Raw genomic sequence first — 25,981 nt, forward strand, 5'->3', positions numbered from 1 at the left:
CTCCCTGCCCTGCCACCGCGCAGGCGAGGCGCCCGTGGGCCTGAGCCTGGCCGGCCTCGGCGGGCAGGACCGGCGACTGCTGTCCGTGGCCCTGGCCGTGGAACAGCTGCTGGCTTCGGCGCAGGACTGATCGACCAGGTGGCCTCGGGCCTAGCCGCCCAGGCCGCTGCCCGGCAGCCGCGCCACGGCCTGGCCGTGGTTCAGCGCAAAGGCGGCAGCGGTCTCCTCGGCCGCGCGTGCCACCACTTCGGTCAGCGGGTTCTGATGATCGTTGCGAAAGCAGGCCACCAGCGGCAGCGAAGGGAACTCCCGGTCCACGCGCAGCAGGCGCAGGCGCTGCTCGGCCAGCTCGCGCTGGATGATGGCCGGCGGCACGGCCGCCACGCCCAGGCCGTCGCAGACCACGCGGATCATGGTCGCCACCGAGGCGATGCAGTTCAGGTGCACCGAGGCGCTGCTTTCGGTGGAGAACAACTGCTCGATCACCGCATACGGCTCGGAGCCGCGCGCAAAGCACATGATGGGAAAGGCCGCCAGCTCGGCCAGGCTCAGGGTCTCGTCGCCAATGCCCAGCTTGGGGCTGCCCACCCAGGCCATGGGAAATTCACCCAGCGACAGATGGCCCACGCCGGCCGCCGTCACGGGCTTGGCCTGCAGCGACAGGTCCAGCTGGCCCTTCACCAATTGCTCGGACATGTGCAGCGTGGTGTCGCAGGCGATCTCCACCTGCAGGCGCGGATAGCGCTGCTGCAGCAGCGCCAGGAAATCGGGAAACCAGCTGTGCACGATGGACTCGATGGCGCCGATGCGGATCACGCCGGCATAGGCCTGCTTGTCCAGCATGTCCTCGCGCATCTCGCGCATGAGGCGCAGCATGCGCTCGGCATGGACCAGGGCCTTGGCGCCGTCGGCCGTCAGCGTGACCTCGCGCACGCCACGGTCGAACAGGCGCACGCCGAACTCCTGCTCCAGCGTGGCGATGCGGCTGGAGACGGCGGCCTGCGTGGTGTACAGCCGCTCGGCCGTCATGCGGAAATTGCGCAGCTCGGCCAGCAAGACAAAGGTTTCCAGGAACCGTAGATTCATGCGGCGATGTTAGCCGTCCAGGCCATATCGATATAGCCCATGCATAGAACAGCTGCGTGCACAATGAATGCTTGGTTTTCGCGCAGCGTCTGCGCGCCACCCCCGACTGTCCAACCACCACCCCAAAATCGCGGAGGTCCGATGAGAGCTGACAACATCCTGCAAACGATTGGCAACACGCCCCATGTGCGCATCAACCGCCTGTTCGGCGCCGGTGCCAATGTGTGGATCAAGTCCGAGCGCGGCAACCCCGGCGGCTCCATCAAGGACCGCATCGCGCTGGCCATGGTAGAGGACGCCGAGAAGTCCGGCGCCCTGCAGCCCGGCGGCACCATCATCGAGCCCACCAGCGGCAACACCGGCGTCGGCCTGGCCCTGGTGGCCGCCGTCAAGGGCTACAAGCTGGTGCTGGTCATGCCCGAGAGCATGAGCATCGAGCGCCGCCGCCTGATGCTGGCCTACGGCGCCAGCTTCGACCTCACGCCCAAGGAAAAGGGCATGAAGGGCGCCATCGCCCGCGCCCAGGAACTGGCCAGCCAGACGCCCGGCGCCTGGATTCCCCAGCAGTTCGAGAACCCCGCCAACATCGATGTGCATGTGCGCACCACGGCCCAGGAAATCCTGGCCGACTTCCCCGAAGGCCTGGATGTGCTGATCACCGGCGTGGGCACGGGCGGCCACCTGACCGGCGTGGCCAAGGTGCTCAAGGCCAAGTTCCCCCAGCTCAAGGTCTTTGCCGTGGAGCCTGCCGCCTCGCCCGTGATCTCGGGCGGCCAGCCCTCGCCCCACCCCATCCAGGGCATTGGCGCAGGCTTCGTGCCCAAGAACCTGGACACCAGCCTGCTGGACGGCGTGATCCAGGTCGAGGCCGAACCCGCGCGCGAGTACGCACGCCGCTCGGCCCGCGAGGAAGGCATCCTGGTCGGCATCTCCTCGGGCGCCACCCTGGCCGCCATTGCGCAGAAGCTGCCCGAGCTGCCCGCAGGCGCCAAGGTGCTGGGCTTCAACTACGACACGGGCGAGCGCTACCTGTCGGTGGAAGGCTTTCTGCCTGCCTGACCGGCGGCAAGCCCCGTCCGCTGCAGTGCACTGCACTGCAGCATGAAACACAAGGCCTCGCAAGAGGCCTTTTTTGTTGCCGCCAGCGGCATGCTGCATTCCCCATTCGCGCACAACGAAGCGGCCCCGGACGCGGACAATCTTCCCCACGGCGCCGTGTTCCCCCTGCACTGAAATCCGGGCACGAACCCACGCGTAGGACAGTTGTGTGGAGATTTCTTACAAAACATGTTGCGGCCCAAGGTCATGCTGAACGCGCATCGGGCAAACCCGACTCTGGCCTACGATGGTCTGACCAAGGAGTAAAAAAATCTTGTTCGGTTTCTTTGAAAAACGCGTTCCGCCCTATCCCAGCGTCGAGCCCACGGTCCCGCCCAAGGGCTTTTTCGCCTTCATCTGGGCCTGCACGCAAGGCATGCGCGGCTGGATCGCGCTGCTGACCTGCACCTCGGCGCTGCTGGCCGTCTACGAGGCGGCGCTGTTCGCCCTCATGGGCCATGTGGTGGACTGGTTGTCCACGGTGTCGCCAGCCGGTTTCTGGGCAGAGCAGCGCGGCACGGTATGGGGCATTGCCGCCGTCCTGCTGTCCAGCGTGCTGCTGCTGGCCTTTCACACGGCGGTGATGCACCAGGTGCTGGCCATCAATTTCCCCATGCGCCTGCGCTGGGTGTTCCACCGGCTGATGCTGGGCCAGAGCATGTCGTTCTATGCCGACGAGTTCGCGGGCCGCATCACCACCAAGATCATGCAGACCGCGCTTTCCGTGCGCGAAGTGGTGTTCATGGTGGTCGATGTGCTGGTGGGCGTGAGCGTCTACATGATCGGCATCCTGATCCTGGCGGCCAGCTTCGAGTGGCGGCTGATGATTCCGTTTGCGCTGTGGCTGGCCGCCTATATCGGCGCCTGCTGCTACTTCGTTCCGCGCCTGGGCAAGATCGGCAAGGAGCAGGCCGATGCACGCTCCATGATGACGGGCCGCGTGACCGATGCCTACACCAACATCGCCACCGTCAAGCTGTTCGCCCACACGCGCCGCGAGGCCGAGTACGCGCGCAACGCCATGGAGGCCTTCAAGTCCACGGGCTATGCGCAGATGCGGCTGGTCAGCCAGTTCGAGATCGTCAACCATCTGATGATCACGATGCTGCTGGTGGGCTCGGCGGGCACGGCGCTGTACCTGTGGTCGGCCGGACAGGCCAGCGCAGGCGTGGTGGCGGCCATCATCGCCATGGCGCTGCGCCTGATGGGCTATTCGCACTGGGTGATGTGGCAGATGACGGGCCTGTTCGAGAACGTGGGCACCATCCAGGACGGCATCCTCACGCTGACCAAGCCACGCACCATCGTGGATGCGCCCGACGCCAGGCCGCTGCAGGTCACGCACGGCGCCATCGCCTTCGAGGACCTGAGCTTTGCCTACAAGGACGGCGGCAAGCAGGTGATCGACCACCTGAACCTGCACATCCGCGCCGGCGAGCGCATCGGCCTGATCGGCCGCTCGGGCGCGGGCAAGTCCACGCTGGTGAACCTGCTGCTGCGCTTCCATGAGCCCCAGGGCGGGCGCATCACCATCGACGGCCAGGACATACGCACCGTCACGCAGGACAGCCTGCGCGGCGCGGTGGGCATGGTCACGCAGGACACCTCGCTGCTGCACCGCTCCATGCGCGACAACATCCTCTACGGCCGCCCCGACGCGACCGAGCAGGAGATGCTCGCCGCCGCGCAAAAGGCCGAGGCCTCGGACTTCATCGCCACGCTGACCGACCTCAAGGGCCGTGGCGGCTATGACGCCCAGGTGGGCGAGCGCGGCGTCAAGCTGTCGGGCGGCCAGCGCCAGCGCGTGGCGATTGCGCGCGTCATGCTCAAGGACGCGCCCATCCTGCTGCTGGACGAGGCCACCAGCGCGCTGGACAGCGAGGTCGAGGCGGCCATCCAGCAAAGCCTGGACAGCCTCATGCACGGCAAGACCGTGATCGCCATCGCCCACCGCCTGTCGACCATCGCTGCCATGGACCGGCTCATCGTCATGGACCAGGGCCACATCGTCGAGCAGGGCACGCACCAGCAACTGCTGGAGCTGGGCGGCATCTACGCCAAGCTGTGGTCGCACCAGAGCGGCGGCTTCCTCGCAGAGCAGGGCTCGGAAGCTGCCAACGCCAACGGCTAGACGCTCGCCAGATCCCGGTCCAGCTGCGTATGCAAGGTGTAGCGGCTGGCCGGGTGCAAGGTCACGCTGAGGTCCATCAACTCCCCATCGGTATCCAGGTAGCGGCGCACGATCTTCAGCGCCGCTGACCCTGCCGGGGCCTGCAATTCCTCCGACAGCGCATCCGGAATGAGCGCCCCCACCACGGCCTGCCGCACCCGCGCGATGCGCAGGCCGTATTGCTGCTCCAGCAGGCTGCTGACCAGCATCTCGGGCGCGGCGCGCACGCGCTCGGCCAGTTCCTGCGTGTCAAAGCGCTGCGCATCCACATAGACCACGGTCCAGGCAATGGGCAGGTGCGGCGCGGCGCCGTCGCGGCGCAGGCTGCAGATGGCCAGCCAGCGGCTGCCGGCCGGGCAGTCCAGCTCGGCGGCCAGGTCCTGGTCCAGCACCACCTCCTCGATGCGCCGCACCTCGCGCACATGGGTGGCGCCGAACTGCACCAGGTCCTCCAGCGAGGTCAGCGCCTGGCGGTAGTGCGCATGGGGCTGGGCCGCCTCCACGCGCGTGCCCACCTTCTTGCGCCGCGATACCAGCCCCGACTGCTGCAGCTCGGCAATCGCCGCGCGCACGGTGTGGCGGCTCACGCCATAGCGGTCGCACAGCTCCAGCTCGGTGGGCAGCAGGGCGCCCACGGCGTATTCGCCCGAGGCAATGCGTTCGGACAGGTCGCGCGCCACCTGGGCATAGCGTGTCTCAGCCATGGGCGCAGGACCTTACCCCAGGCAAACCCGGATGTTCGTAATGTACGTACATAAATAAAAATATCGATATGTCCGAACTTAATCGCAATTGCGCACCATGACCCTTCCGTCCTTCACCTCCAGCACCGCCATCGATTCGCTGCTGTTCCGCGACGCCTTCGGCACCCCGGCCATGCGCGCCATCTTCGCCGACAGCGCGCTGGTGTCGCGCTACATCGAGGTCGAGGTCGCGCTGGCACGCGCCCAGGGCCGCTGCGGCGTGATTCCGGCCGAGGCCGCACACGAGATCGCGCAGCGCTGCAGCCTCGACGCGCTGGACTTCGAGCTGCTGCGCAAGGAAACCGACATTGTCGGCTACCCCATCCTGCCGCTGGTGCACCAGCTGGTGAAACAGTGCGGCGACGCAGGCCGCTACATCCACTGGGGCGCCACCACCCAGGACATCATGGACACGGCCACCGTGCTGCAGGTGCGCGATGCGCTGGACCTGGTCGATGCCGACATCGCCGCGCTGCGCACCATCCTGGCCGACCTGGCAGAACGCCACCGCGACACGCCCATGGCCGGCCGCACGCACCTGCAGCACGCCCTGCCCATCACCTTCGGCTACAAGGCCGCCATCTGGCTGGCCATGTTCGACCGCCATGCCCAGCGCCTGCAGGAACTGCGCCCGCGCGTGCTGGTGGGCCAGTTCGCGGGGGCGGCAGGCACGCTGGCCTCGCTGAGCGGCCGGGGCCTGGAAGTGCAGCAATTGCTGATGGAAGAACTGGGCCTGGGCGTGCCAGCCACCACCTGGCATGTGGCGCGCGACGGCCTGGCCGAGGCCGTGAATTTCCTGGCCCTGGTCACCGGCTCGCTGGGCAAGATCGCCTACGACGTGATGCTGCTGTCCTCCACCGAGTTCGGCGAGGTGTTCGAGCCCTTCGTCACGGGGCGCGGCGCCAGCAGCACCATGCCGCAAAAGCGCAACGCCATCTCCAGCGAGCTGATGCTGGCCGCCTCCAAGGCCGTGCGCCAGCATGCGGGCCTGATGCTGGACGCCATGGTCCAGGACCTGGAGCGCGCCACCGGACCCTGGCACGCCGAATGGGTGGCCCTGCCCGAGAGCTTCGTGCTCTCGGCCGGCGCCCTGCACCAGGCGCGCTTCATGCTGGGCGGCCTCATCGTCGATCCCGAACGCATGGCCCGCAACCTGGACATGACCGACGGCCTGATCGTGGCCGAGGCCGTGATGATGGGCCTGGCCCCGCACACGGGCCGCCAGCAGGCGCACGACATCGTCTATGCCGCCTGCCGCAGCGTCAACGCCGAGGGCGGCACGCTGGCCGATGCGCTGGCCCGCCTGCCCGAAGTCACGGCCCATTTCGACCGCGCGGCGCTGCAGCGCCTCACCGACCCGCGCAACTACCTCGGCGAGGCCCCGCGGATGGTGGACCGCGCCCTTGCGCTGTCGCGCGCCCATACAGCCAGCGGCCGCTGACACCCCGGCCCAGGACAGAACACAGCACTACAGGAGACAACACCATGCCTTTCCATCTTCCCCGCCTGCCACGCCTGGCCCTTGCCCTGGCCGCAGCCACCTTCGCCCTGGCCGCGCACGCCCAGGGCGGCTACCCCGCCAAGCCGCTGACCTGGATCGTGCCCTTCGCGGCCGGCGGACCCACGGACGCCATGGCGCGCGACATCGCCCAGCGCACCAGCACCCAGCTGGGCCAGCAGATCATCATCGAGAACGTTCCGGGTGCGGGCGGCACCATCGGCGCGGCCAAGGCGGCGCGCTCGGCGCCCGACGGCTACAGCTTCCTGGTCGGCCACATGGGCTACATGGGCGCGGCGCCGTCGCTGTACAAGAAGCTGGCCTATGACCCGGTCAAGGACTTCGAGGCGGTGTTCCGCTTCCCCGACACGCCGCTGGTGCTGCTGGTGGGCAAGAACTCCCCGTACAAGACGGCCGAGGAGCTGGTGGCCTTCGGCAAGCAGAACCCGGGCCGGCTGAACTTCGGCAACGCGGGCGTGGGATCGACCTCGCACCTGGTGGCGGCGCTGTTCGCCAGCCGCGCGCAGATGGAGATCACCCAGGTGGCCTACAAGGGCGCGGCGCCGGCCATGACCGATGTGATCTCCGGCCAGGTCGATGCCATGTTCGACCAGACCAACACCGCCCTGCCCCAGCTGGCGGGCGAGCGCATCCGCGCCATCGCGCTCACCTCGGACAAGCCCATGCCCCAGTTCCCGGGCGCGGCAGCGCTGGGCCAGAAGCTGCTGCCGGGCTTCGAGACCGCCACCTGGTACGGCATCTACGCGCCCAAGGGCACGCCGCGCGACGTGGTGCAAAAGGTCTACCAGGCCTATACCAAGGCCCTGGCCGACAAGGCCTGGACCGACAGGATGGCCGCCCAGGGCATACGCCTGCTGCCCGCAGATCAATACGCGCCCGAAGCCTTGGCCCGCCACACGGCCGCCGAGGTGGAGCGCTGGCGCAAGGTGGCGGCCGACGCGAAGATCTCGCTGGACTGAGCCCATGGACCAGACACGCACCCAGGCCCAGGCACCGACCCAAGCTCATACCCGCATCGAGCACGATGCCTTCGGCCCCGTCCACATCCCTGCCGACCGACTCTGGGGCGCGCAGACCCAGCGCGCGCTGGAGCTGTTCACCATTGGCGAGGAGCGTTTTCCGCAGGGCCTGTACCGCGCCTTTGGGCTGCAGAAGCTGGCAGCGGCGCGCGCCAACCGGCGCCTGGGCGTGCTGGACGACGAGCGCGGCGCGGCCATCGAGGCCGCGGCCACCGAACTGCGCGACGGCCTGCTGGACGCGCATTTCCCGCTGACCATCTGGCAGACGGGCTCGGGCACGCAGACCAACATGAATGCCAACGAGGTCATCGCCAACCGCGCCAACCAGATGCTGGGCCAGCCCCCAGGCACGCGCAGCCCGGTCCACCCCAACGACCATGCCAATGCATCGCAGTCGTCCAACGACAGCTTTCCCACGGTGATGCACCTGGCCACGGCGCTGGAGCTGCGCGACCACCTGCTGCCCGCCCTGGAACAGCTGCAGCAGCGCCTGCAGGAACGCGCCCTGGCCTTTGCCGGCGTGCTCAAGGTGGCGCGCACGCACCTGATGGACGCCGTGCCCATGACGCTGGGCCAGAGCTTCGAGACATTCGCCCACCAGGTGGGCCACGGCATCCACCGGCTGCAGGCCACCCAGCCCCGGCTGTGGAGCCTGGCCCAGGGCGGCACGGCGGCCGGCACGGGGCTCAACGCGCCGGCCGGATTCGACCGGGTCTTCTGCGAGGAGATACAGGCGCTCACGGGCCTGGCGGTCACGCCCAACCCCTGCAAGTTCGAAGGCATGGGCGCGCACGATGCGCTCATCGAGGTCTCGGGCGCGCTCAACGTGGTGGCCGGTTCGCTGGCCAAGATGGCCAATGACATCCGCCTGCTGGGTTCAGGCCCGCGCTGCGGCCTGGGGGAACTGGTGTTTCCCGACGATGGGCTGAGCTCCTCCATCATGCCGGGCAAGCGCAACCCGACCGTGGCCGAGGTCGTGGTGCAGGCCGCCTACCAGGCCATGGGCCACCACCTCACCGTCACGCTGGCGGGCTCGGCCGGGCACTTCGAGCTCAACGTGGCCAAGCCCGTGCTGATCCACCACCTGCTGCGCGCCATGCGCGCGCTCGGCGACGCCAGCCGCGTGTTTGCCGAGAAGCTGGTGGCCGGCCTGCAGGCACACACCGAGCGGCTGGAGCAACAGGTCAGCCACTCGCTGCTGCAGGCCACCGCGCTCAACCCGGTACTGGGCTATGACGCCGTGGCCCGCATCACGCGCGAGGCCATGGCGCGCGGCATTGCGCCGCGCGAGGCGGCCGTGGAGCTGGGGCTGGTTACGGCGGCCGAGTACGACCGGCTGGTGGACCTGCGGGCCATGGCCGGGCTGCCGCCCGCGTAGCGGCCTCAATCCTCCAGGCCTATGTTCTGCACGATCTTCTTCTCGTCCTCGAACGCCTTCCTGGCGAACGCCGTGTACTCCTGGCTGCCGCGGAACTGTGTGCGCACGCCGTAGTTGCCGACGACCTGGCGGAAGGCCGGGTCGTCCATGGCGGCCTTGATGGCGGCTTCGAGCTTGCGCACGATCTCGGGCGGCAGGCCGCGCGGCCCGGCAATGCCCAGGGGCGAGGGCACATCGAAGGCATAACCGGCCTCGCGGAACGTGGGCACGTTGGCAAAGGCCTCGGGCCGCACCTCGGAGGCCGAGGCCAGGGCGCGCAGCTTGCCCGAGCTCAGGTACGGCAGCACCGTGTTGGCGTACACGCCGGACTTGATGTGGCCGGCCATCAGCGAGTTCAGCGCCTCGGCATCCCCCTTGAAGGGCGCATGCGTGAAGCGTGCGCCCGTGGCCTGCTCCAGCAGCGCCATCACCACGTGGTTGGCCGTGAACTTGCCCGGCGTGCCGTAATCCACGGCGCCCGGATTCTTCTTGGCGAACTCGACCAGGTCCTGCACCGTCTTGAACGGCGAGTCCTGGGGCACGGCCAGCACAAAGTCATAGGTCATGTACGTGGCGATGTAGCTGAGATCGCGCACCGGGTCGTACTGCACCTTCTGGATGTGGGGCTGGCGGAAGATGCTCACGGGCGCCAGCGTCAGGCGGTAGCCGTCGGGCTTGGCCGTGCGCATCTCCATCACGCCCATGGACGCGCCTGCGCCGGGCTTGTTCTCGATCACCACGGTCTGCCCCAGCTGCTTGCCCATGCCCTGGGCCAGCGCACGCGCCACCACGTCGGTCACGCCGCCCGCGCCGTAGGGCACGACCAGGCTGATGGGGCGGCTGGGATAGCTGTCCTGCGCCCATGCTGCGCCCGTCATCAGGACCGATGCGCACATCCATGCGCCAAACACTCGTCTTTGCATTTCCATCTTCCTCAGAGGCTCACGACCATCGAACTTGCTGCTGTTCAATTTAGATGGATGCATGCCAACCATGGATTCGGGCAAGCCCGTAGCGTTGGGGCGTCTGGGGAAAACGCGCAGCGTGGGTGCGGGACTGATGGCTCTATAGCAGGGGGTGGCGTGGTTGCTTGGTTTGCGGGGGGTGGTGGGGTGTTTTTTTGCGCATTGGGGTGGGTGGGGCATGTCTTTGAGGCGACAGTCATGGGGCGTGTGCCCTCAGAGCGGCTGCCGTTCAGGGGTGCTTTTTTGTCCCTGCCGGGTGGTTGTTTTTCGAGGCCGGGTTTCGGCCCGGCGGCCGACCTACTTTCTTATCGCGCGATAAGAAAGTAGGCAAAGAAACGCGCCCAAATGCCCGCGACCCCTGCGCTTCGCTCCGGGGCAACCTGCGTCGTGGCGGTTGCGGGGTTCGCTGCGGAACTCGCTTTGCGCTTCGCGCGCCGCTCAGACAACCGCAGCGAGTCAGATCACGAAGCAGTCCTGTCCTTCGGCAGGACTGCAACCCCGCAACCACCACGCCGCAGGCGCTGACATACGGGGAGGTGGTGCGGGCCTTCGCTTCGCTTGGCCCCGGTTTGAAGCCGAGCGGAGCGATGGCGCCGGCTGCTGTCTGCTGTCTGCTGTCTGCTGGCTGTTGGCTGTTGGCTGTTGGCTGTTGGCTGTTGGCTGTTGGCTGTTGGCTGCCCCAGCCTCCCCCCTTCTGCCCACGCCTGCGTTGGGCGGGATGCGGGGTGGCAGCCCTGCCGAAGGACAGGGCTGCTTCGTTGTCTAGCTTGCCGCAGTTGTTTGAACGGATTGCGCCGCAGGCGCAAGGAGTGAGTTCTGCGGCACACCCCGCATCCCGCCCAACGCAGGTCGCCCGCAGCGAAGCGGAGGGTCGTGGGCAGTTTGGGGCGCGCTTCTTTGCCCCGCTTTCTTGTCGCGCGACAAGAAAGCGGGTCGGCCGCCGGGCCGAAACCCGGCCTCGAAAAACAACCACCCGGCAGGGGCAGGCTATGGACCCCATAAAAGAAAAGCGCCACCAGCATCCCTGCCAGCAGCGCCTTCCTCAGTCAATCATCAGACCAAAATCAGCGAACGGTATCGCCCAGAACAAGCCCTTCACGGCGCGGATCAGCCCCACCTTCCAGCTGCGCCTGCCCATTGCGCTGCACCCGCAAGATGGTGCCAATACCGCTGGACTGCGCACTGATGGACACCACATGGCCCAGGGCACGCAGGCCGCTGACCAGCGGATCGTCATTGCCGCCATTGGCCGTGTTGATGTTGGGATGCTCACCACCCACGTTGGTGGTCGGGCTGTTGGCCGCGCCGAAGTCCACCAGCGACGTGGCCTGCTGGGCATCCAGACCCCAGTCCAGCGCGCCGACCAGGGTCTTGGTCACGTACTGGATGATGGTGCTGCCGCCCGGCGAGCCGGTGGCCATCTTGAAGTCGCCGGCGGTGCCGTCGGTCTTCAGGTCGAACACCAGCGTGGGCGCCATGGAGCTGCGCGGGCGCTTGCCCGGCTGCACGCGGTTGGCGACCGGGCCGTCGGCGGTGCTGGGGATGGCAGCGAAGTCGGTCAGCTGGTTGTTGAGCACGAAGCCGCGCGTGACGTGGAAGGAGCCCATGCTGGACTCCACCGTGGTCGTCATGCTCAGTGCGTTGCCCTTGGCATCGACGATGCTCATGTGCGTGGTGCCGGCCTCCTTGACATCGACCACGCCCTGCGAAGGCGTGCCGAAGTTGCCTGCCTGGGCCGTGCCCATGCTCTTGGTCGTGGAGATGAGGGCGGCGCGCTGGCGCAGGTAGCTCTTGTCCAGCATCAGGGCCGGCGAGCCGCCGGGCAGGGGCACGAAGTCGGTGTCGGCCACGTACTTGTCACGGTCGGCATAGGCCAGGCGCAGGGCTTCGCTGACCAGGTGCACGCCCATCACCGAAGGCTTGCCGCCCTCGCCATCGATGGCCGTGGGCGCATAGGCCTTGAGGTCGAAGTTCTCCAGAATGCCCATGGCCTGTGCCACGGCGATGCCGCCGGACGACGGCGGCGGCATGCTGCAGACCATGTAGCGCGCGCGGTAGGTGGTGCAGACGGCCTCGCGGCGCTTGGCCTCGTAGCTGGCCAGATCCTGCAGCGTGGTCTTGCCGGGGGTGATGGGCGCACCGTCCGAGACGGTCTGCGTCACGCCCACCTTGCTGACGATGGCCTGGGCCAGGTCGCCACGGTAGAAGGCGTCGGCGCCGCCATTGGCGATGCTGCGCAGCGTGTCGGCATAGGGCTGGTTGACGAACTTGGCGCCCAGCGCCAGCGGCTTGCCCTGGGCATCGAAGTACAGCTTGGCGGCATCGGCGTCGCGCGCCAGTTCCACCTTGGAGCCGTCCAGCGCCGCAGCCATGCGGCCGCTGATGGGAAAGCCCTTGCTGGCCAGGTCGATGCCCGAATTGAACAGCTGGGGCCACGCGGTCTTGCCGTAGTCCTTGTGCGCGAGTTCCAGCATGCGCAGCACGCCCGGCGTGCCGATGGAGCGGCCACTGGCGCGCGCCGAGGGCTTGGGCGCGGTCTGGTCGGCGGTGTCGTCCACGTAGCGCAGGTAGTTTTCCGTGGCGGCGGCCGGCGCGGTCTCGCGGCCGTCATAGGCCACGACCTTGCCCGTGGCCGCATCGCGGTAGAGCATGAAGGCGCCACCGCCGATGCCGCTGGACTGCGGCTCCACCAGGCCCAGCACCATCTGCACGGCCACGGCCGCATCCACGGCCGAGCCGCCGGACTTGAGCACCTCGCAACCGGCCTTGGACGCCAGCGGGTTGGCCGTGACCACCATGTACTTGGAGGTGTGCAGGGCCTTCTTGCCGAGGCGGTAGCCCGACGAGGGTTCGGGGGCGGCCGGATCACCGGGCAGGCCCGAGCCCACGACCACGCTGCCATCGCCCGAGGTGATGGCACAGGCGGCCAGGTCGTCCTGGCCCAATCCGCCATTGCCGCCGCCTCCGCACGATGCGAGGAACAGCGGCGTGGCGGCCGCAAGGCCGATCCACTGCCATGCAGGCAGGCGTTGCCTGGAAGGGGGTTGCTTCATGAAATGTCTCCTTGTGGTGCGTGGAATGCGTTGATCTTGTTCACCTGGGGCAGCACCCGCCCGCAGGCTTGCCGCGAGCTTACATCCGTTCCACCACCACTTCGCGCAGATGCAGCCACCCCGTCAGACCGGGGCTGAAGGACCCCGCTCGCGGATGGCCGGCCATGCATGCAAGGTCCGTGCCCGGACCGGGACGGCACCAGGACCAGGAATATCTGGCGGAAAATCCGAACCCGAGCACGCCCCAAGGCTGTGCGGCCCGCAGCCTGTGCGGTCGCCCACTTTGGCTTACCATCGCCGGCCCTCTGCTTGATAGGTACAAGCCATGATCCGCGTCTCTGAACTGAAACTGCCCCTGTCGGCGGTGCAATACCACCCCGACAGCCACACCGAATATCTGCCCCTGGAGCCGCTGCGCGCCCTGGCCGCGCGCCAGCTGGGCATTGCCGAGGAGGCCATTGCCTCCGTGCACGTGCACAAGCGCAGCTTCGATGCGCGCAAGGCCGAGCTGCTGGCCGTCTACATCGTCGACCTGACGCTGGCCGACGAGAGCCAGGAAACCGCGCTGCTGGAGCAGTTCGCCAGCCATGCCCATGTGAACCCCACGCCCGACATGCGCTGGCATGCCGTGGGCCAAGCGCCTGCCGACCTGCAGCGCCGGCCCGTGGTGGTGGGCTTCGGGCCCTGCGGCATCTTTGCGGCCCTGGTGCTGGCGCAGATGGGCTTCAGGCCCATCGTGATCGAGCGCGGCCGCTCGGTGCGCGAGCGCACCCAGGACACCTGGGGCCTGTGGCGCAAGCGCGAGCTGACGCCCGAGTCCAATGTGCAGTTCGGCGAAGGCGGCGCAGGCACCTTCTCCGACGGCAAGCTCTACAGCCAGATCAAGGACCCGCGCCACCTGGGCCGCAAGGTGATGCAGGAGTTCGTCACCCACGGCGCACCGCCCGAGATCCTCTATGCCGCGCACCCGCATATCGGCACCTTCAAGCTGGTGAAGGTGGTCGAGGGCATCCGAGAGGAAATCATCCGCCTGGGCGGCGAGATCCGCTTCGGCCAGCGCGTGTGTGACATGCGCATCGAGGGCGAGGGCGAGGACCGCCGTCTCACCGCCCTGGAGGTGCTGGACCAGGACAGCGGCGAGCGCCAGTGGCTGGAGACCGACCATGCCGTGATGGCCCTGGGCCACAGCTCGCGCGATACCTTCGCCATGTTCTACGAACGCGGCGTGCACATGGAGGCCAAGCCGTTCTCGGTGGGCTTTCGCATCGAGCATCCGCAGGGCCTGATCGACCGGGCGCGCTGGGGCAGGCATGCCGGCCACCCGCTGCTGGGCGCGGCCGACTACAAGCTGGTGCACCACGCCAGCAACGGGCGCGCGGTCTACAGCTTTTGCATGTGCCCGGGCGGCACCGTGGTGGCAGCCACCAGCGAGCCCGAGCGCGTGGTCACCAACGGCATGAGCCAGTACTCGCGCGCAGAGCGCAATGCCAACGCCGGCATGGTCTGCGCCATCGACCCCTCCGACTATCCGCGCGATGCCAAGAGCTTTGCCTGGGCCTTCGACGGCAAGACCCATGGCGTGGAAGACCTCAAGGACGGCGAGCTGCACCCGCTGTCGGGCATCGTGCTGCAGCGCCAGCTGGAGACCAAGGCCTACCTGCTGGGCGGGCGCAATTACAACGCGCCGGGCCAGCTGGTGGGCGACTTCATCGCCGGCAAGGAATCGGCCGCGCTGGGCGAGGTCGAGCCCTCCTACCAGCCCGGCATCACGCTGACCAACCTGCACCACGTGCTGCCGGCCTACGCCATCGAGGCCATGCGCGAGGCACTGCCCGCCTTCGGCAAGAAGATCCGCGGCTACGACATGCACGACGCCGTGCTCACCGGCGTGGAAACACGCACCTCCTCGCCCGTGAAGATCGAGCGCGGCGCGGACTTCCACAGCCTGAACACGCGCGGCCTGTACCCGGCCGGCGAAGGCGCCAGCTACGCGGGCGGCATCCTGTCGGCCGGCGTGGACGGCGTCAAGGTGGGCGAGGCCGTGGCCTGCGCCATCCTCGGGCTGCCCCTGCCCTCGTCGGGCGCACGCGGCTCCGGTGGCGCAGCATGACACCGCGCCCGCACCGTTTCGCCGCCCCCTCGCGCACCCAGCTGCTGGCCGCCATCGCGGCCATGGGCGTGGTGGTGCTGTCGTCCAACATCCTGGTGCAGTACGCCATCAACGACTGGCTGACCTGGGGCGCCATCACCTATCCGTTCGCCTTCCTGGTGAGCGAGCTGGTCAACCGCAGCTTCGGCCCGCAGCAGGCCCGGCGCGTGGCCTGGGTGGGCTTTGCCGTGGCCGTTGCCGCCTCGCTGGTGCTGGCGCCGCCGCGCATCGCGCTGGCCTCCGGCGCGGCCTTCATTGCCTCGCAGTGGCTGGACATCGGCGTGTTCCACCGCCTGCGTGCAGGCCGCTGGTGGCGTGCCCCCCTGGTGGCCACGCTGCTGGCCGCCTGCCTGGACACCTTCCTGTTCTGGAGCATCGCCTTCGCAGGCGCCGCCGAGCCCTGGGTGACCTGGGCGCTGGGCGACCTGGGCGTGAAGCTGGTGCTGGGCGTGGCGCTGCTGCTGCCCTTCCGGCTCGCCATCGCCCGGTGGTGGAAAGGCCCATCGGCAATCGCCAGCGCCAAATAAAGCCGACGCGGTTCGCACGGACTCGATCTCAAGCCAGGGGCACCGAGCAAGGGCCTACGCCGGCCGCGCCGCCCCGCAGCGAGGGTGCCGTCCCCCTCCCGCGTAGCGAGAGAGGGGGCGCCGTGCAACGGGAAGCGGCGTCCGCCGCTCAGGGGGAGTCCAACAACTATGGGTTGCGCTGCAGGTAGTCCACGGCCAGAGCGGCCAGTGAGCGCGCGCCCGTGGGCAGTTGCTTCTCGTCGATGTCGAACAGCGGCGAGTGGTTGGACGGTGCCTTGGCAAAGTCCTGGCCGGCCGGCGGCGCGCCCAGGAAGTAGAAGAAGCCCGGCACCACCTTCTGGAATTCCGAGAAATCCTCGGAGCCGCTGACCTTGGGAATCACCATGGCCTTGCCGCCCATGGCCAGCTTGAGCGCGGGCAGCGAGGCCTCGGTCAGCGCGGCGGGGTTGGTGGTCACCGGATAGGCCACCGGGCCGAAACGCACCTTGGCCTTGGCGCCGCTGGAGGCCGCGATCTGCTCGGCCGTGGCGGTGATGCGCTTGTGCGCCTCCTGGCGCATGTCCTCGTCGAAGGTGCGCAGCGTGCCCTGCATCTCCACGTTGTCCGGGATGATGTTGTAGCGCGTGCCGCCCTGGATGGAGCCGATCGTCAGCACGGCCGGCTCCAGGCTGATGTTGAGCTGGCGGCTGACCACGGTCTGCAGGCCCAGCACCACCTGGCTGGCCGCGACGATGGGATCGACCGCATTCCACGGCGACGAGCCATGGCCGCCCCGGCCCTCGACCTGGATGCTCAGGCTGTCCGAACCCGCCATCAGCGGCCCGCTGCGATAGCCCACCATGCCCGAGGGCAGATTGGCCGTGATGTGCAGGCCGTAGATGGCCTGCACGTCCTTGAGCACACCGGCCTCCACCATGGCCTTGGCACCAAAGCTGGGCACATGGCCGTGGGCATCGGCCTCCACCGGGGCGCCTTCCTCGGCGGGCTGGAAGATGAACTTCACCGTGCCGGGCAGCTTCGCGCGCATGCCGGCCAGCGCCTCGGCCGCGCCCATGAGCATGGCCACGTGGGCATCGTGCCCGCAGGCATGCATGACCGAAACCTCCTTGCCCATGTATTGGGCCTTGGCCTTGGAGGCAAAGGGCAGGCCGGTCTTCTCGGCCACGGGCAGCGCATCCATGTCAGCGCGCAGCGCCACGGTCTTGCCCGGCTGGCCGCCACGCAGCACGCCCACCACGCCCGTGCCGCCCACGCCGGTCTGCACCTCCATGCCCAGGCGGCGCAGGTGATCGGCCACCAGCTTGGCCGTGCGCTCTTCCTGGCCCGACAGTTCAGGGTGCTGGTGGATGTCGCGGCGCCACTCCACCATCTTGGGCGCCAGCGGCTGGATGGCGGTATCCAGGGCCGCCAGGCCCTGTGCATCGAGCCCCTGGGCGCTGGCCGCCAGTGGCAGGCCGCAGGCCAGCAGCCCGGCCAGGGCGATGGAGCGCAGGCCTGTGCGCGGGAAGGAGGAAGGCTTTGTCTCGGCGCTGGTGTGGAGCATCTTCGTGGTCCTGGAAAGTGGCACAAGCAGCCATGCTAAAAGTGAAGCACGTATGACGGGCACGTCAAAATCGCCATTCGAGGAGCCAGAACCGCCATGCCCCGAGCCTTCATCATCGAGCTGCCCTGCCTGGAGCACAGCGCCATCGGCCATGCCGCGCACCTGGTCGAAATGCTGCGCAGCGCCAACCTGGTCGCCAGCCTGCGCCTGGGCCGGCGCGCGCCACGCTTTGGCTGGCGCTGGGTCGACGGCCAGGGCCGGCCCCTGCCCGACATGCCGCACGCAGACGAAGCCGCGGCAGCCGAGGGGCCCGCGCAGGCCGTCTTCGTGAGCGCGCTGCACCGCCCCGACATTCCCTCCATCCGCGACATCGTCGCCGCGCATCCGGCCCTCGTGCGCCGCATCACCACGGCCTTCGACCAGGGCCTGGCCGTCTGCACGCTGGGCAGCGCCGCCTGGTTTGCGGCAGCGGGCGGCCGCTGCCAGGGCCGGCTTGTGGCCCTGCCCTGGTATTTCATGGGCGGCTTCGGCCTGGACTTCCCGGGCATCGAACTGGCCGAGGGCCAGCCCTTCGTGGACGACAGGCCCTGGCTCAGCGCCTCCCACCCCGAGGCCCTGGCACCCATGGCCGTCGCGCTCACACGCCATGCCTTCGGCGACGACCTGGCCGCAGCGCTGGCCGCCGTGCTGCAGCCCGATGCCCAGCGCGAACGCGCCACCCGCGCCGCCCTGCAGGACCGCCGCATTCCCGCCACACGCAACAGCGTGCTGGCCCATGCCATCGCCTGGCTGGAGGCGCGCGTGGAGCAGCCCTATGACCTGCAGGCCCTCGCGGACGCGGCATCCACCAGCCCGCGCACCCTGCTGCGCCACTTCCAGCAGGAACTGGGCCACAGCCCGCTGGACCACCTGCACCGCCTGCGCTGCGCGCGGGCCCGGGTGCTACTGGAGATCACGCTGGAGAGCGTACCGTCCGTGGCGCTGGCCTGCGGGTATGGGGATGCCTCGGCGTTTCGGCGGGTGTTCTTGCGGTATGTGGGGATGGCGCCTGCGGCCTATCGGGAAAGGCATGCGTTGAGGGCGCCGAGGAGGCGGTGGAGGGTCGATGCCCTGGACGGGAGGGCTACGGGCATAGACGTTTGAACACCGCTTCGCGATGGGCATCGACCATCGACTCCTGCGTCGCGTCGATCCATGCGCGTACCGGATCTCCCCGTCCGGGATACGGCTATGTCCGCTGCGGCGGCCACTGGCGGGCCGCATGCAGGACGCGCAGCACACGCAAGCTGTCGGCGATCACGTCATAGACCAGGATGTAGTTGGGATGCACCACCAGTTCGCGCGTGCCGGCGACGCGCCCGACTCGGCCAAGCAGGGGATGGTCGATCAAATGCCCCGCTATTTCGGAAAACCGCTCGTCAAGGGCCAGCGCAGCGGACGGATTGTCTTGAGCGATGTAGGCACGGATCTCCCGCCTGTCGGCGGCTGCTGGACGTGTCCATACCAGCTTCACGGCGCGGAAATCTTCCTGCGCATTTCGGCCCGCCATGCCCGTGCTTCTGCTTCCACTTCATCGGCAGACAGCACCTCGCCCGCGTTGGCCGCGTCGATGCCGACCTGCACTTGCGCGCGCAACCATGCGTCATGTGCCGCAGTCTGTTCCTGCTGTTGCACATATGAGCGCATGAAGTCGCGCAGCAGCTGCGCACCCGTGCGGTCGCAGGCTTTGGCGGCGGTGGCAAAGTCGTTTTTCAGGACCTCATCGACCCGGAAGGTGAAAGTTGCTTCGCTCATGGCGCGGGCTCTCATGTGTTACAGGGTACGTACAAGGTAGCACATAGGGCAATGCCACACAGATGTATCGGCATGGCATCAAGGTCACCCAGGCCTGACGGATGGAGCTGGACGAGCAGGCACGGGACAGGGACAAAAACAGACCCGAGAACAAGAAAGACTCAGTCCACCGTCACCTTCGCCTCCCGAATCACCCTCCCCCACTTCTCCGTCTCTGCAGCAATGAACCGATCGCACTCCTCAGGCGTGGACCCCTCCGCAAACGTCCCCATCACCTGCTCCAGCCGGTGCGACACCTCGGCACTGCGGATGATGCGCGACACCTCGGCGGACATGCGCTGCACGATCTCGCGCGGCACGCCGGCCGGCGCGATCATGGCCGCCCAGGTGCTGCCCAGCAGGCCGTCGTAGCCCTGCTCCACGAAGGTGGGCACGTCGGGCAGCGCGGCCAGGCGCTTGTCGCTGGCCACGCCGATGAGGCGGATGCGGCCGGCCTTGGCGGGCTGGATGAGGTTGGGCGGCGGGTCCAGGAACAGCGGGATCTGGCCACCCATGAGGTCGGCCAGCGCAGGCGCAGCGCCCTTGTAGGGCACGTGGACCATGTCCGTCCTGGTGAGCAGCTTCATCAGCTCGGTGGTCAGGTGGGCGCTGGAGCCGCTGCCCGAGGAGCCGAAGCCCACCTTGCCGGGATTGGCCTTGGCATAGGCGATCAGCTCGGGCGTGGTCTTGAAGGGCGCGTTCATGGCCACGGCAGCGACCAGGGGCGAGACGCCCATGAGCGAGACGCCGACCAGGTCCTTCTTCGGGTTGTAGGGCAGCTTGGGATAGAGCGTGGTGTTGGCCGCATAGGCCGCGATGACCACGCCGAAGGTGTGCCCGTCCGGCGCGGCCTTGGCGATCTGGTCCACGCCGATGATGCTGTTGGCGCCCGGCTTGTTCTCCACGATGACGGGCTGGCCCAGGGCCTTTTGCAGGCCGACCTGCAGCAGGCGCGCCATCTGGTCGGTGAAGCCGCCTGCCGTGTAGGGAACGATGATGCGGATGGGCTTGGAGGGCCAGGGGCTCTGGGCCCAGGCCGAGGGGGCCAGCACGGTGGTGGCTGCTGCAGCGGCGGCAGCGGTCGATTGCAAAAAGCCGCGGCGGGAAGTCGAAGGCATGGTGTCTCTGGATTCTTCTAAAGGAAAAAAACGCCGCGCAACAGCGCGGCGTTTGGTGGAAAACAAGGCTCAATACCCCCGCGCCACATCCACAAGGTTGAGCAGCGGCTCGCCCGCGCGCAGGCGGCGCAGGTTCTCCAGGCACTGGCGGGCCACGGTGTCGGCCGAGGCCTGGGCCGCGATGTGCGGCGTGACGAAGGCCTTGGGATGGCCCCAGACCTTGTTGCCGGGCTGGGGCGGTTCGTCGCGCAGCACGTCCAGCGCGGCGCCGGCCAGGTGGTCTTCGTCGAGCAGGGCCAGCAGGTCGTCTTCCACCACCTGCTCGCCGCGCCCCACGTTGATGAAGTAGGCGCCACGCGGCAGCAGGGACAGGGTTCGACGGTCCAGCAGGTCGCGCGTCTCGGGCGTGAGCGGCAAGGCGCAGACCAGGATGTCGCTGGTGGACAGCAGCTGCTTCAGACCTTCGGCACCGCTGTGCGTGGCCAGGCCTGCAATGCTCTTGGCGCTGCGGCTCCAGCCTGCGACGGGGTAGCCGACGGCCTGCATGGCGCCGGCCACGAAGCGGCCGACCTCGCCCAGGCCCAGGATGCCCACGCGGCAGTCTGCGCTGGCGCGCACGGGGCGGCGCAGCCAGTCGCCGGCCTGCTGCTGGCGCGCGAACAGGTCCAGCTCGCGCGTGTGGCGCAGCGCGGTGCCGACCACGTACTGGGCGATCTCCACATGCTGCTGCGGATCGACCGTGCGCGCCACGGGCAGGCCGGCCGGCAGGTCGGGCACGGCCAGCAGCTTGTCCACGCCCGCGCTGGGCGCGCACAGCAGCTTCAGGCCCGGATAGGCCGGAAGCACGCCCGGCTTGAGGCTCCAGGCGAGCATGGCCTCGACCGCGTCGGCCGGCGCTTCTTCGCGGTGGCCCCAGACCTGCACGCCGGGCGCCAGAGCGCGCAGCGAATCGACGATGGGCGCGCCCATGCTCGGGTGGATGTTGACCAGAATTCCCATAGTTTCCTTCAGTCCTTGTAAGAAGGGTCTATGCGGTCCAGGCGGCGCAGCAGGCCGGGCCAGGCCAGGCCTGCGCCCTTGCCCTTGGTGACCTGGCGCGACTGGTTGACCGCGTCGGCAATGATGTCCTGCGGGATGCGCGTGAGCTCGCCGCCGCCCGACTGCGCCAGGATCTGGATGCGGCAGGCCGACTCCAGCGTGTACATGGCCAGCACGGCCTCGGCCACGTTGCGGCCGCAGGTCAGCAGGCCGTGGTTGCGCAGGATGAGGAAGTTGCTGGCGCCCAGGTCATCGACCAGGCGCGGCTTCTCGTCGTCGCGCAGGGCCACGCCTTCGTAGTCGTGGTAGGCCAGGCGCGCCAGCGGGAAGATGGACTGCTGCGAGATGGGCAGCAGCCCCTCCTTCTGCGCCGAGACGGCCACGCCATAGCGCGTGTGCGTGTGCAGCACGCACTGCACCTCGGGACGGCCGTCGTGGATGGCGCTGTGGATGACGAAGCCGGCCGGGTTGACGTCGTACTCGGTCTCCATCAGCGGCCGGCCCTCGTGGTCCACCTTGACCAGGCTGGACGCGGTGATCTCGTCGAACAGCATGCCGTAGGGGTTGATCAGGAACTGGTCGGGCTGGCCCGGCACGCGCGCCGAGATGTGGGTGAAGATCAGGTCGTCCCAGCCGAAGTGGGCGACCAGCCGGTAGGCGGCGGCCAGCTCGATGCGGGTCTGCCATTCCTCGGCCGTCACCTGGCGGCGGACCTCGGACATCGTGGTGTCGTTGCTCATGGGGTGTACCTCTTGGTGGACATCGTGGTGGACATCGTTTGGAGAAAGCATCCGCCGGTTCAGCGCCCCGTCGCGTACTGGTCGCGCAGCTCGCGCTTGAGCACCTTGCCGATGGCGCTGCGCGGCAGCTCGGCAATGAAGCGCAGGTCCGCCAGGCGCTGGGTCTTGCCGGCCCGCTGGTTGTACCAGCCCATGATGTCCTCGGGCAGGGCCGGCTGCCCCGCGCGCGACACCACGTAGGCCACGGGCGTCTCGCCCCATTGCTCGGACGGCACGCCGACCACGGCCACGTCGTCCACGGCCGGGTGGGCGCGCAGCTGGGTTTCCAGGTCGCTGGGGTAGATGTTGAAGCCGCCGCTGATGATCATGTCCTTGCGGCGGTCGAACAGGGTGAGGAATCCATCGGCATCGAAGCGGCCCACGTCGCCCGTGCGGATGAAGCGCTTGCCCGTGGGGTCGAACCATTCGGCCTCGCGCGTCTTGGCGGGCTGGCCGTGGTAGCCGGTCATCATGCTGGCCGAATGGCCCACGACCTCGCCATCCTCGCCGGGGGCGACCTCGCGGCCGTCCTCGTCGATGAGGCGGATGTCATGGCCCTCGGCGGGCTTGCCCACGGTGTGCAGCTTGTCCTGGTGCAGATGGGCTTCGAGGATGCAGGTGCCGCCGCCTTCGGTCATGCCGTAGAACTCGGTCAGGCTGCCGGGCCAGCGCGCCACCACGTCGGCCTTGAGCTCGGCCCGGAACGGCGCGCTGGTGCAGAACTTGGCGCGGAAGCTGGACAGATCATGCTCGCCGAACTGCGGCAGCGCCATGATGCGCTGGTACTGCACGGGCACCAGCATGGTGTGGGTGACGCGGTGCTGCTGGGCCAGCTGCAGGTAGCGGGCCGCGTCGAATTTGGGCATCAGTACGACGCAGCCGCCGCTGCCCAGCGTGGGGAAGAACACCACCAGCGTGGTGTTGGAGTACAGCGGCGTGGCCAGCAGCGTCGTGCCCTCGGGGCCATAGCCGTAGACGCTGCCCCGGTTGATGTGGGCCCAGCGCATGCCGTGCGACTGCACGATGCCCTTGGGGGTGCCCGTGGTGCCCGAGGAATAGATGATGTTGAACGGCGCGGCCGGCTCCACGCTCACGGGCGCGGGCTGCGCGCCTTCGGGCGCCAGCCAGTCGTCAAAGGCCCGGCCGGGCGCGGCGCCGTCCAGCGAGATGCATTGCAGGGCGCCGTCGGCAGGCACCAGGTCCTGGGCCGCCTTGTCGAGGAACAGGTGGCGCGCCTGGGCATCGCGCAGCATGGAGGCCAGGCTGTCGGCCGTGGAGGACGGCGCCAGCGGCGCAACCACCACGCCCGCGCGCAAGGCGCCCAGGAACAGCGCGGCATAGCGCACCGAGTTCAACGCGCAGATGGCAATCGCCTGGCCAGGCTGCACGCCGTCGCGCTGCAGCGCGGCGGCCACGCGGTCCATGAGGGCGTCGAGCTGCGCGTAGCTCAGCGTCTGCTGGTCGTCGCGCAGCGCGGCATGGGCCGGCTGCTGGCGCGCGTGGCTGCGGATCAGCTCGGCCAGCGTGGTGAAGGGCGCATCGGGCGAAGGCAGGGAGACAGTCATGAGGGACTCCGTTTCACGAATTCACGAATCTCAAGCGGACTGCGCCCGCCAGCCCCCTGGCCCTGCGGGCGCATTGGAGGACAGGCCTACTTGGCGGCCAGGCCCAGGCGGTCGATCAGGACCTTGTCCTTGGCATAGGCCTCGCGCACCCACTGCGCATAGTCGGCGCCGGAGCGGTACCAGGCGTCCTGGTTCAGCTGCTTGAGCACCTCGATGTGGCGCGGGTCATCCATGGCTTTCTTGAAGGCGTCGTGCAGCTTGCGCACCACGGCCGGGTCCATGCCCTTGGGGCCGGCCAGTCCGTAGGGCGAGGTGGAGACCACGCCATAGCCCAGCTCCTTGGCCGTGGGCACATCGGGCCAGCGCTGGGTGCGCTTTTCGCCGAAGGTCATGAGCAGGCGCATCTGGCCGCCATCCACATAGGTGTCCCAGCCCGAGGCATCGCTTTGCGCGGCCACGTGGCCGCCCAGCAGGGCCTGCTGCAGGTCGGCGTTGCCCTTGAAGGGCACGTGGTTGAGCGTGACCTTGGCGTTCTCGGCCAGCTCCTCCATCAGCAGGTGGGGCGAGGAGCCTATGCCGGTGGAGCCGTACTCGATCTTGCCGGGGCTCTTGCGCGCGGCGGCAATGTATTCATTGAAGCTCTTGTAGGGCGAGTCCGAGCGCACCGTGAAGCCGAAGGTGTAGCCCGAGACGCCGATGATGTAGGTGAAGTCCGTGACCGGGTTCCAGGCCGTCTTCTGCATGTGCGCCATGCGCAGCATGGACATGGGGAACTGGGTGATGGTGTAGCCATCGGGCTTGGCCGTGCGGGACATGTTGCCCGGGCCCAGCGTGCCGCCCGCGCCGGGCTTGTTCTCCACGATGATGGTCTGGCCCAGCTGCTTGCCCGCAATGTCGGCCAGGGTGCGCATGTGGCGGTCGGTGGAGCCGCCTGCGGGGAAGGGCACGATCAGCGTGATCGGGCGCGTGGGAAAGTCGCTGGCCTGGGCCCATGCCGGTGCGCTGGCGCCCGTGGTGGCCACAAAGACAACAGCCGCAAGCGCAAGGCTGCGGCGGCCAATGGAAATCTGCATATCTGTCTCCTGCATCTCTGAACCAGGTGGGGCCGGGGCACATGCCTTGTGTGCCGCTCTGGCCAGGGCCCGGATGCTTCACCCGGGCCCGTTGGCACCGCCTCCCGGTGCGGTGCCTTGCGTTCCTACAGCGACTGCACCAGCTCGGGCACGGCCTGGAACAGGTCGGCCTCCAGGCCGTAGTCGGCCACCGAGAAGATCGGTGCCTCGGGGTCCTTGTTGATCGCCACGATCACCTTGGAGTCCTTCATGCCGGCCAAGTGCTGGATGGCGCCGGAAATACCGGCCGCAATGTACAGCTGGGGCGCGACGATCTTGCCAGTCTGGCCGACCTGCAGGTCATTGGGCGCATAGCCTGCGTCCACCGCTGCGCGCGAAGCGCCGATGGCGGCGCCCAGCTTGTCGGCCAGCGGGGTCATGACTTCGTTGAACTTCTCGCTGCTGCCCAGCGCGCGGCCGCCGGAGACGATGATCTTGGCGGCCGTCAGTTCCGGGCGGTCGTTCTTGGTGACCTCGCGGCCCACGAAGCTGCTCTTGCCGTTGTCGCCAGCGGCTGCCAGCTGCTCCACCTGGGCGCTGCCGCCCGTGGTGGCCGCTGCGTCAAAGCCCGTGCCGCGCACGGTGATGACCTTGATCTTGTCGCTGCTTTGCACCGTGGCAATGGCGTTGCCGGCGTAGATGGGGCGCTCGAAGGTGTCGGCGCTGTCCACCTTGGTGATGTCGCTGATCTGGGCCACGTCCAGCTTGGCTGCCACGCGCGGCGCGGCGTTCTTGCCGCTGGCGGTGGCGGGGAACAGGATGTGGTTGTAGTTCGAGGCAATCGCCAGCACTTGCGCTGCAATGTTCTCGGCCAGGCCGTCCTTCAGGCTGGCGCCATCGGCGTGGATGACCTTGGACACGCCAGCGATCTGGGCAGCGGCCTGCGCAGCGGCGCCGGCATTCTCGCCTGCCACCAGCACATGCACGTCGCCGCCGCAGGCCAGGGCCGCAGTGACGGTGTTGAGCGTGGCGCTCTTGATGGAAGCGTTGTCGTGTTCTGCAATAACGAGGGATGTCATGTCGCTGTCTTCCTTAGATCACTTTGGCTTCGTTCTTGAGCTTGGACACCAGCGTGGCAACGTCCGGCACCTTCACGCCAGCGCCGCGCTTGGCGGGCTCGGCCACCTTGAGCGTCTTCAGGCGCGGGGCGACATCGACGCCCAGCTCTTCAGGCTTGACCGTGTCCAGCTGCTTTTTCTTGGCCTTCATGATGTTGGGCAGCGTGACGTAGCGCGGCTCGTTCAGGC

General features: G+C 68.3%; 22 protein-coding genes and 1 pseudogene. 9 read left to right on the top strand and 14 right to left on the bottom strand.

All coding sequences use genetic code 11. The annotated features are described in order from the left end of the window. Window positions 1–150: 150 nt before the first annotated feature. Entirely contained in the window at window positions 151–1,086 is a 936-nt protein-coding gene (locus JHD82_RS23785; RefSeq protein ID WP_043822010.1) for a LysR family transcriptional regulator, read from the bottom strand. A 141-nt stretch (window positions 1,087–1,227) separates the two neighbouring features. On the opposite strand from JHD82_RS23785, the gene cysK reads away from it, so the two are divergent. From cysK to JHD82_RS23795, 3 genes are all read left to right on the top strand, one after another. Then, window positions 1,228–2,145 (top strand): cysteine synthase A, encoded by a 918-nt coding sequence (gene cysK, locus JHD82_RS23790; RefSeq protein WP_043822008.1) that lies wholly within the window; start codon window positions 1,228–1,230, stop codon window positions 2,143–2,145. A gap of 42 nt (window positions 2,146–2,187) precedes the next feature. Further along, on the top strand, window positions 2,188–2,319 hold the full coding sequence (locus JHD82_RS30330; protein ID WP_013804127.1) for a hypothetical protein: 132 nt from the start codon (window positions 2,188–2,190) through the stop codon (window positions 2,317–2,319). Between the two features lie 139 nt (window positions 2,320–2,458). Beyond that, on the top strand, window positions 2,459–4,315 hold the full coding sequence (locus JHD82_RS23795) for an ABC transporter ATP-binding protein (protein WP_199139135.1): 1,857 nt from the start codon (window positions 2,459–2,461) through the stop codon (window positions 4,313–4,315). On the opposite strand, the gene JHD82_RS23800 is transcribed toward JHD82_RS23795, so the two are convergent. Beyond that, window positions 4,312–5,058: a GntR family transcriptional regulator gene (locus tag JHD82_RS23800; RefSeq protein WP_012203370.1), complete on the bottom strand. Its 747-nt coding sequence runs from the start codon at window positions 5,056–5,058 to the stop codon at window positions 4,312–4,314. The genes JHD82_RS23795 and JHD82_RS23800 overlap by 4 nt on opposite strands. 97 nt (window positions 5,059–5,155) lie before the next feature. Between JHD82_RS23800 and pcaB the strand changes: the two genes are divergently transcribed. The 3 genes from pcaB to JHD82_RS23815 are packed head-to-tail and all read left to right on the top strand — an operon-like array spanning window position 5,156 to window position 9,013. Next, window positions 5,156–6,538: a 3-carboxy-cis,cis-muconate cycloisomerase gene (gene pcaB, locus JHD82_RS23805; RefSeq protein WP_199139137.1), complete on the top strand. Its 1,383-nt coding sequence runs from the start codon at window positions 5,156–5,158 to the stop codon at window positions 6,536–6,538. 44 nt (window positions 6,539–6,582) lie between these two features. Beyond that, a complete protein-coding gene (locus JHD82_RS23810) occupies window positions 6,583–7,575 on the top strand; it encodes a tripartite tricarboxylate transporter substrate-binding protein (protein WP_088166078.1) in 993 nt (330 codons plus the stop codon). Window positions 7,576–7,579: 4 nt separating this feature from the next. Next, complete coding sequence (locus JHD82_RS23815; protein WP_199139139.1) at window positions 7,580–9,013, top strand: lyase family protein; 1,434 nt, start codon at window positions 7,580–7,582, stop codon at window positions 9,011–9,013. Window positions 9,014–9,018: 5 nt separating this feature from the next. On the opposite strand, the gene JHD82_RS23820 is transcribed toward JHD82_RS23815, so the two are convergent. Then, complete coding sequence (locus JHD82_RS23820) at window positions 9,019–9,975, bottom strand: tripartite tricarboxylate transporter substrate binding protein (protein WP_012203366.1); 957 nt, start codon at window positions 9,973–9,975, stop codon at window positions 9,019–9,021. 1,106 nt (window positions 9,976–11,081) lie between these two features. Further along, entirely contained in the window at window positions 11,082–13,070 is a 1,989-nt protein-coding gene (gene ggt, locus JHD82_RS23825) for a gamma-glutamyltransferase (RefSeq protein WP_199139140.1), read from the bottom strand. A 325-nt stretch (window positions 13,071–13,395) separates the two neighbouring features. On the opposite strand from ggt, the gene JHD82_RS23830 reads away from it, so the two are divergent. Together JHD82_RS23830 and JHD82_RS23835 are read left to right on the top strand one after the other, a co-directional pair. Further along, complete coding sequence (locus JHD82_RS23830) at window positions 13,396–15,180, top strand: NAD(P)/FAD-dependent oxidoreductase (protein WP_199139141.1); 1,785 nt, start codon at window positions 13,396–13,398, stop codon at window positions 15,178–15,180. Continuing rightward, on the top strand, window positions 15,177–15,746 hold the full coding sequence (locus JHD82_RS23835) for a VUT family protein (RefSeq protein WP_034390445.1): 570 nt from the start codon (window positions 15,177–15,179) through the stop codon (window positions 15,744–15,746). The genes JHD82_RS23830 and JHD82_RS23835 overlap by 4 nt, the downstream gene beginning before the upstream one ends. A gap of 166 nt (window positions 15,747–15,912) precedes the next feature. Here JHD82_RS23835 and JHD82_RS23840 read toward each other — a convergent pair whose 3' ends face one another. Further along, window positions 15,913–17,289 carry an amidohydrolase gene (locus tag JHD82_RS23840; RefSeq protein WP_198822316.1) on the bottom strand — a complete coding sequence of 459 codons (1,377 nt, stop codon included), beginning with the start codon at window positions 17,287–17,289 and terminating at the stop codon, window positions 15,913–15,915. 96 nt (window positions 17,290–17,385) lie between these two features. Between JHD82_RS23840 and JHD82_RS23845 the strand changes: the two genes are divergently transcribed. After that, window positions 17,386–18,432 carry a GlxA family transcriptional regulator gene (locus JHD82_RS23845; protein ID WP_199139142.1) on the top strand — a complete coding sequence of 349 codons (1,047 nt, stop codon included), beginning with the start codon at window positions 17,386–17,388 and terminating at the stop codon, window positions 18,430–18,432. A gap of 85 nt (window positions 18,433–18,517) precedes the next feature. Here JHD82_RS23845 and JHD82_RS23850 read toward each other — a convergent pair whose 3' ends face one another. The 9 genes and pseudogenes from JHD82_RS23850 to JHD82_RS23890 form a co-directional block, all read right to left on the bottom strand. Then, window positions 18,518–18,838: a type II toxin-antitoxin system RelE/ParE family toxin gene (locus JHD82_RS23850; RefSeq protein WP_199139143.1), complete on the bottom strand. Its 321-nt coding sequence runs from the start codon at window positions 18,836–18,838 to the stop codon at window positions 18,518–18,520. Then, complete coding sequence (locus JHD82_RS23855; RefSeq protein ID WP_013804138.1) at window positions 18,799–19,083, bottom strand: CopG family ribbon-helix-helix protein; 285 nt, start codon at window positions 19,081–19,083, stop codon at window positions 18,799–18,801. Before JHD82_RS23855 ends, JHD82_RS23850 begins: the two co-directional genes overlap by 40 nt. 161 nt (window positions 19,084–19,244) lie before the next feature. Then, window positions 19,245–20,240: a tripartite tricarboxylate transporter substrate binding protein gene (locus JHD82_RS23860; protein ID WP_199139144.1), complete on the bottom strand. Its 996-nt coding sequence runs from the start codon at window positions 20,238–20,240 to the stop codon at window positions 19,245–19,247. Window positions 20,241–20,309: 69 nt separating this feature from the next. Then, complete coding sequence (locus JHD82_RS23865) at window positions 20,310–21,239, bottom strand: glyoxylate/hydroxypyruvate reductase A (RefSeq protein WP_123694024.1); 930 nt, start codon at window positions 21,237–21,239, stop codon at window positions 20,310–20,312. A gap of 8 nt (window positions 21,240–21,247) precedes the next feature. Next, the gene (locus tag JHD82_RS23870) at window positions 21,248–22,018 is read right to left on the bottom strand and encodes a class II aldolase/adducin family protein (protein ID WP_012203336.1); all 771 of its coding nucleotides are present in this window, start codon (window positions 22,016–22,018) and stop codon (window positions 21,248–21,250) included. 59 nt (window positions 22,019–22,077) lie between these two features. After that, window positions 22,078–23,622: a class I adenylate-forming enzyme family protein gene (locus JHD82_RS23875; RefSeq protein ID WP_199139145.1), complete on the bottom strand. Its 1,545-nt coding sequence runs from the start codon at window positions 23,620–23,622 to the stop codon at window positions 22,078–22,080. An 86-nt stretch (window positions 23,623–23,708) separates the two neighbouring features. Beyond that, a complete protein-coding gene (locus tag JHD82_RS23880; protein WP_012203334.1) occupies window positions 23,709–24,695 on the bottom strand; it encodes a tripartite tricarboxylate transporter substrate binding protein in 987 nt (328 codons plus the stop codon). Window positions 24,696–24,820: 125 nt separating this feature from the next. Next, the gene (locus tag JHD82_RS23885; RefSeq protein ID WP_199139146.1) at window positions 24,821–25,753 is read right to left on the bottom strand and encodes an electron transfer flavoprotein subunit alpha/FixB family protein; all 933 of its coding nucleotides are present in this window, start codon (window positions 25,751–25,753) and stop codon (window positions 24,821–24,823) included. A 13-nt stretch (window positions 25,754–25,766) separates the two neighbouring features. After that, a pseudogene (locus tag JHD82_RS23890) lies at window positions 25,767–25,981 on the bottom strand (electron transfer flavoprotein subunit beta/FixA family protein); the annotation flags it as partial.

Source organism: Delftia sp. ASV31, from assembly GCF_016428765.1.
In the GTDB taxonomy this organism is placed as follows: domain Bacteria; phylum Pseudomonadota; class Gammaproteobacteria; order Burkholderiales; family Burkholderiaceae_C; genus Comamonas; species Comamonas acidovorans.

Excerpts from the sequence above, each read along its gene's own strand:
- JHD82_RS23785 (WP_043822010.1), bottom strand. The coding sequence starts at position 1,086 with ATGAATCTACGGTTCCTGGAAACCTTTGTCTTGCTGGCCGAGCTGCGC.
- cysK (WP_043822008.1), top strand. The coding sequence starts at position 1,228 with ATGAGAGCTGACAACATCCTGCAAACGATTGGCAACACGCCCCATGTG.
- JHD82_RS30330 (WP_013804127.1), top strand. The coding sequence starts at position 2,188 with ATGAAACACAAGGCCTCGCAAGAGGCCTTTTTTGTTGCCGCCAGCGGC.
- JHD82_RS23800 (WP_012203370.1), bottom strand. The coding sequence starts at position 5,058 with ATGGCTGAGACACGCTATGCCCAGGTGGCGCGCGACCTGTCCGAACGC.
- pcaB (WP_199139137.1), top strand. The coding sequence starts at position 5,156 with ATGACCCTTCCGTCCTTCACCTCCAGCACCGCCATCGATTCGCTGCTG.
- JHD82_RS23810 (WP_088166078.1), top strand. The coding sequence starts at position 6,583 with ATGCCTTTCCATCTTCCCCGCCTGCCACGCCTGGCCCTTGCCCTGGCC.
- JHD82_RS23815 (WP_199139139.1), top strand. The coding sequence starts at position 7,580 with ATGGACCAGACACGCACCCAGGCCCAGGCACCGACCCAAGCTCATACC.
- JHD82_RS23820 (WP_012203366.1), bottom strand. The coding sequence starts at position 9,975 with ATGCAAAGACGAGTGTTTGGCGCATGGATGTGCGCATCGGTCCTGATG.
- ggt (WP_199139140.1), bottom strand. The coding sequence starts at position 13,070 with ATGAAGCAACCCCCTTCCAGGCAACGCCTGCCTGCATGGCAGTGGATC.
- JHD82_RS23830 (WP_199139141.1), top strand. The coding sequence starts at position 13,396 with ATGATCCGCGTCTCTGAACTGAAACTGCCCCTGTCGGCGGTGCAATAC.
- JHD82_RS23835 (WP_034390445.1), top strand. The coding sequence starts at position 15,177 with ATGACACCGCGCCCGCACCGTTTCGCCGCCCCCTCGCGCACCCAGCTG.
- JHD82_RS23840 (WP_198822316.1), bottom strand. The coding sequence starts at position 17,289 with ATGCTCCACACCAGCGCCGAGACAAAGCCTTCCTCCTTCCCGCGCACA.
- JHD82_RS23845 (WP_199139142.1), top strand. The coding sequence starts at position 17,386 with ATGCCCCGAGCCTTCATCATCGAGCTGCCCTGCCTGGAGCACAGCGCC.
- JHD82_RS23850 (WP_199139143.1), bottom strand. The coding sequence starts at position 18,838 with ATGGCGGGCCGAAATGCGCAGGAAGATTTCCGCGCCGTGAAGCTGGTA.
- JHD82_RS23855 (WP_013804138.1), bottom strand. The coding sequence starts at position 19,083 with ATGAGCGAAGCAACTTTCACCTTCCGGGTCGATGAGGTCCTGAAAAAC.
- JHD82_RS23860 (WP_199139144.1), bottom strand. The coding sequence starts at position 20,240 with ATGCCTTCGACTTCCCGCCGCGGCTTTTTGCAATCGACCGCTGCCGCC.
- JHD82_RS23865 (WP_123694024.1), bottom strand. The coding sequence starts at position 21,239 with ATGGGAATTCTGGTCAACATCCACCCGAGCATGGGCGCGCCCATCGTC.
- JHD82_RS23870 (WP_012203336.1), bottom strand. The coding sequence starts at position 22,018 with ATGAGCAACGACACCACGATGTCCGAGGTCCGCCGCCAGGTGACGGCC.
- JHD82_RS23875 (WP_199139145.1), bottom strand. The coding sequence starts at position 23,622 with ATGACTGTCTCCCTGCCTTCGCCCGATGCGCCCTTCACCACGCTGGCC.
- JHD82_RS23880 (WP_012203334.1), bottom strand. The coding sequence starts at position 24,695 with ATGCAGATTTCCATTGGCCGCCGCAGCCTTGCGCTTGCGGCTGTTGTC.
- JHD82_RS23885 (WP_199139146.1), bottom strand. The coding sequence starts at position 25,753 with ATGACATCCCTCGTTATTGCAGAACACGACAACGCTTCCATCAAGAGC.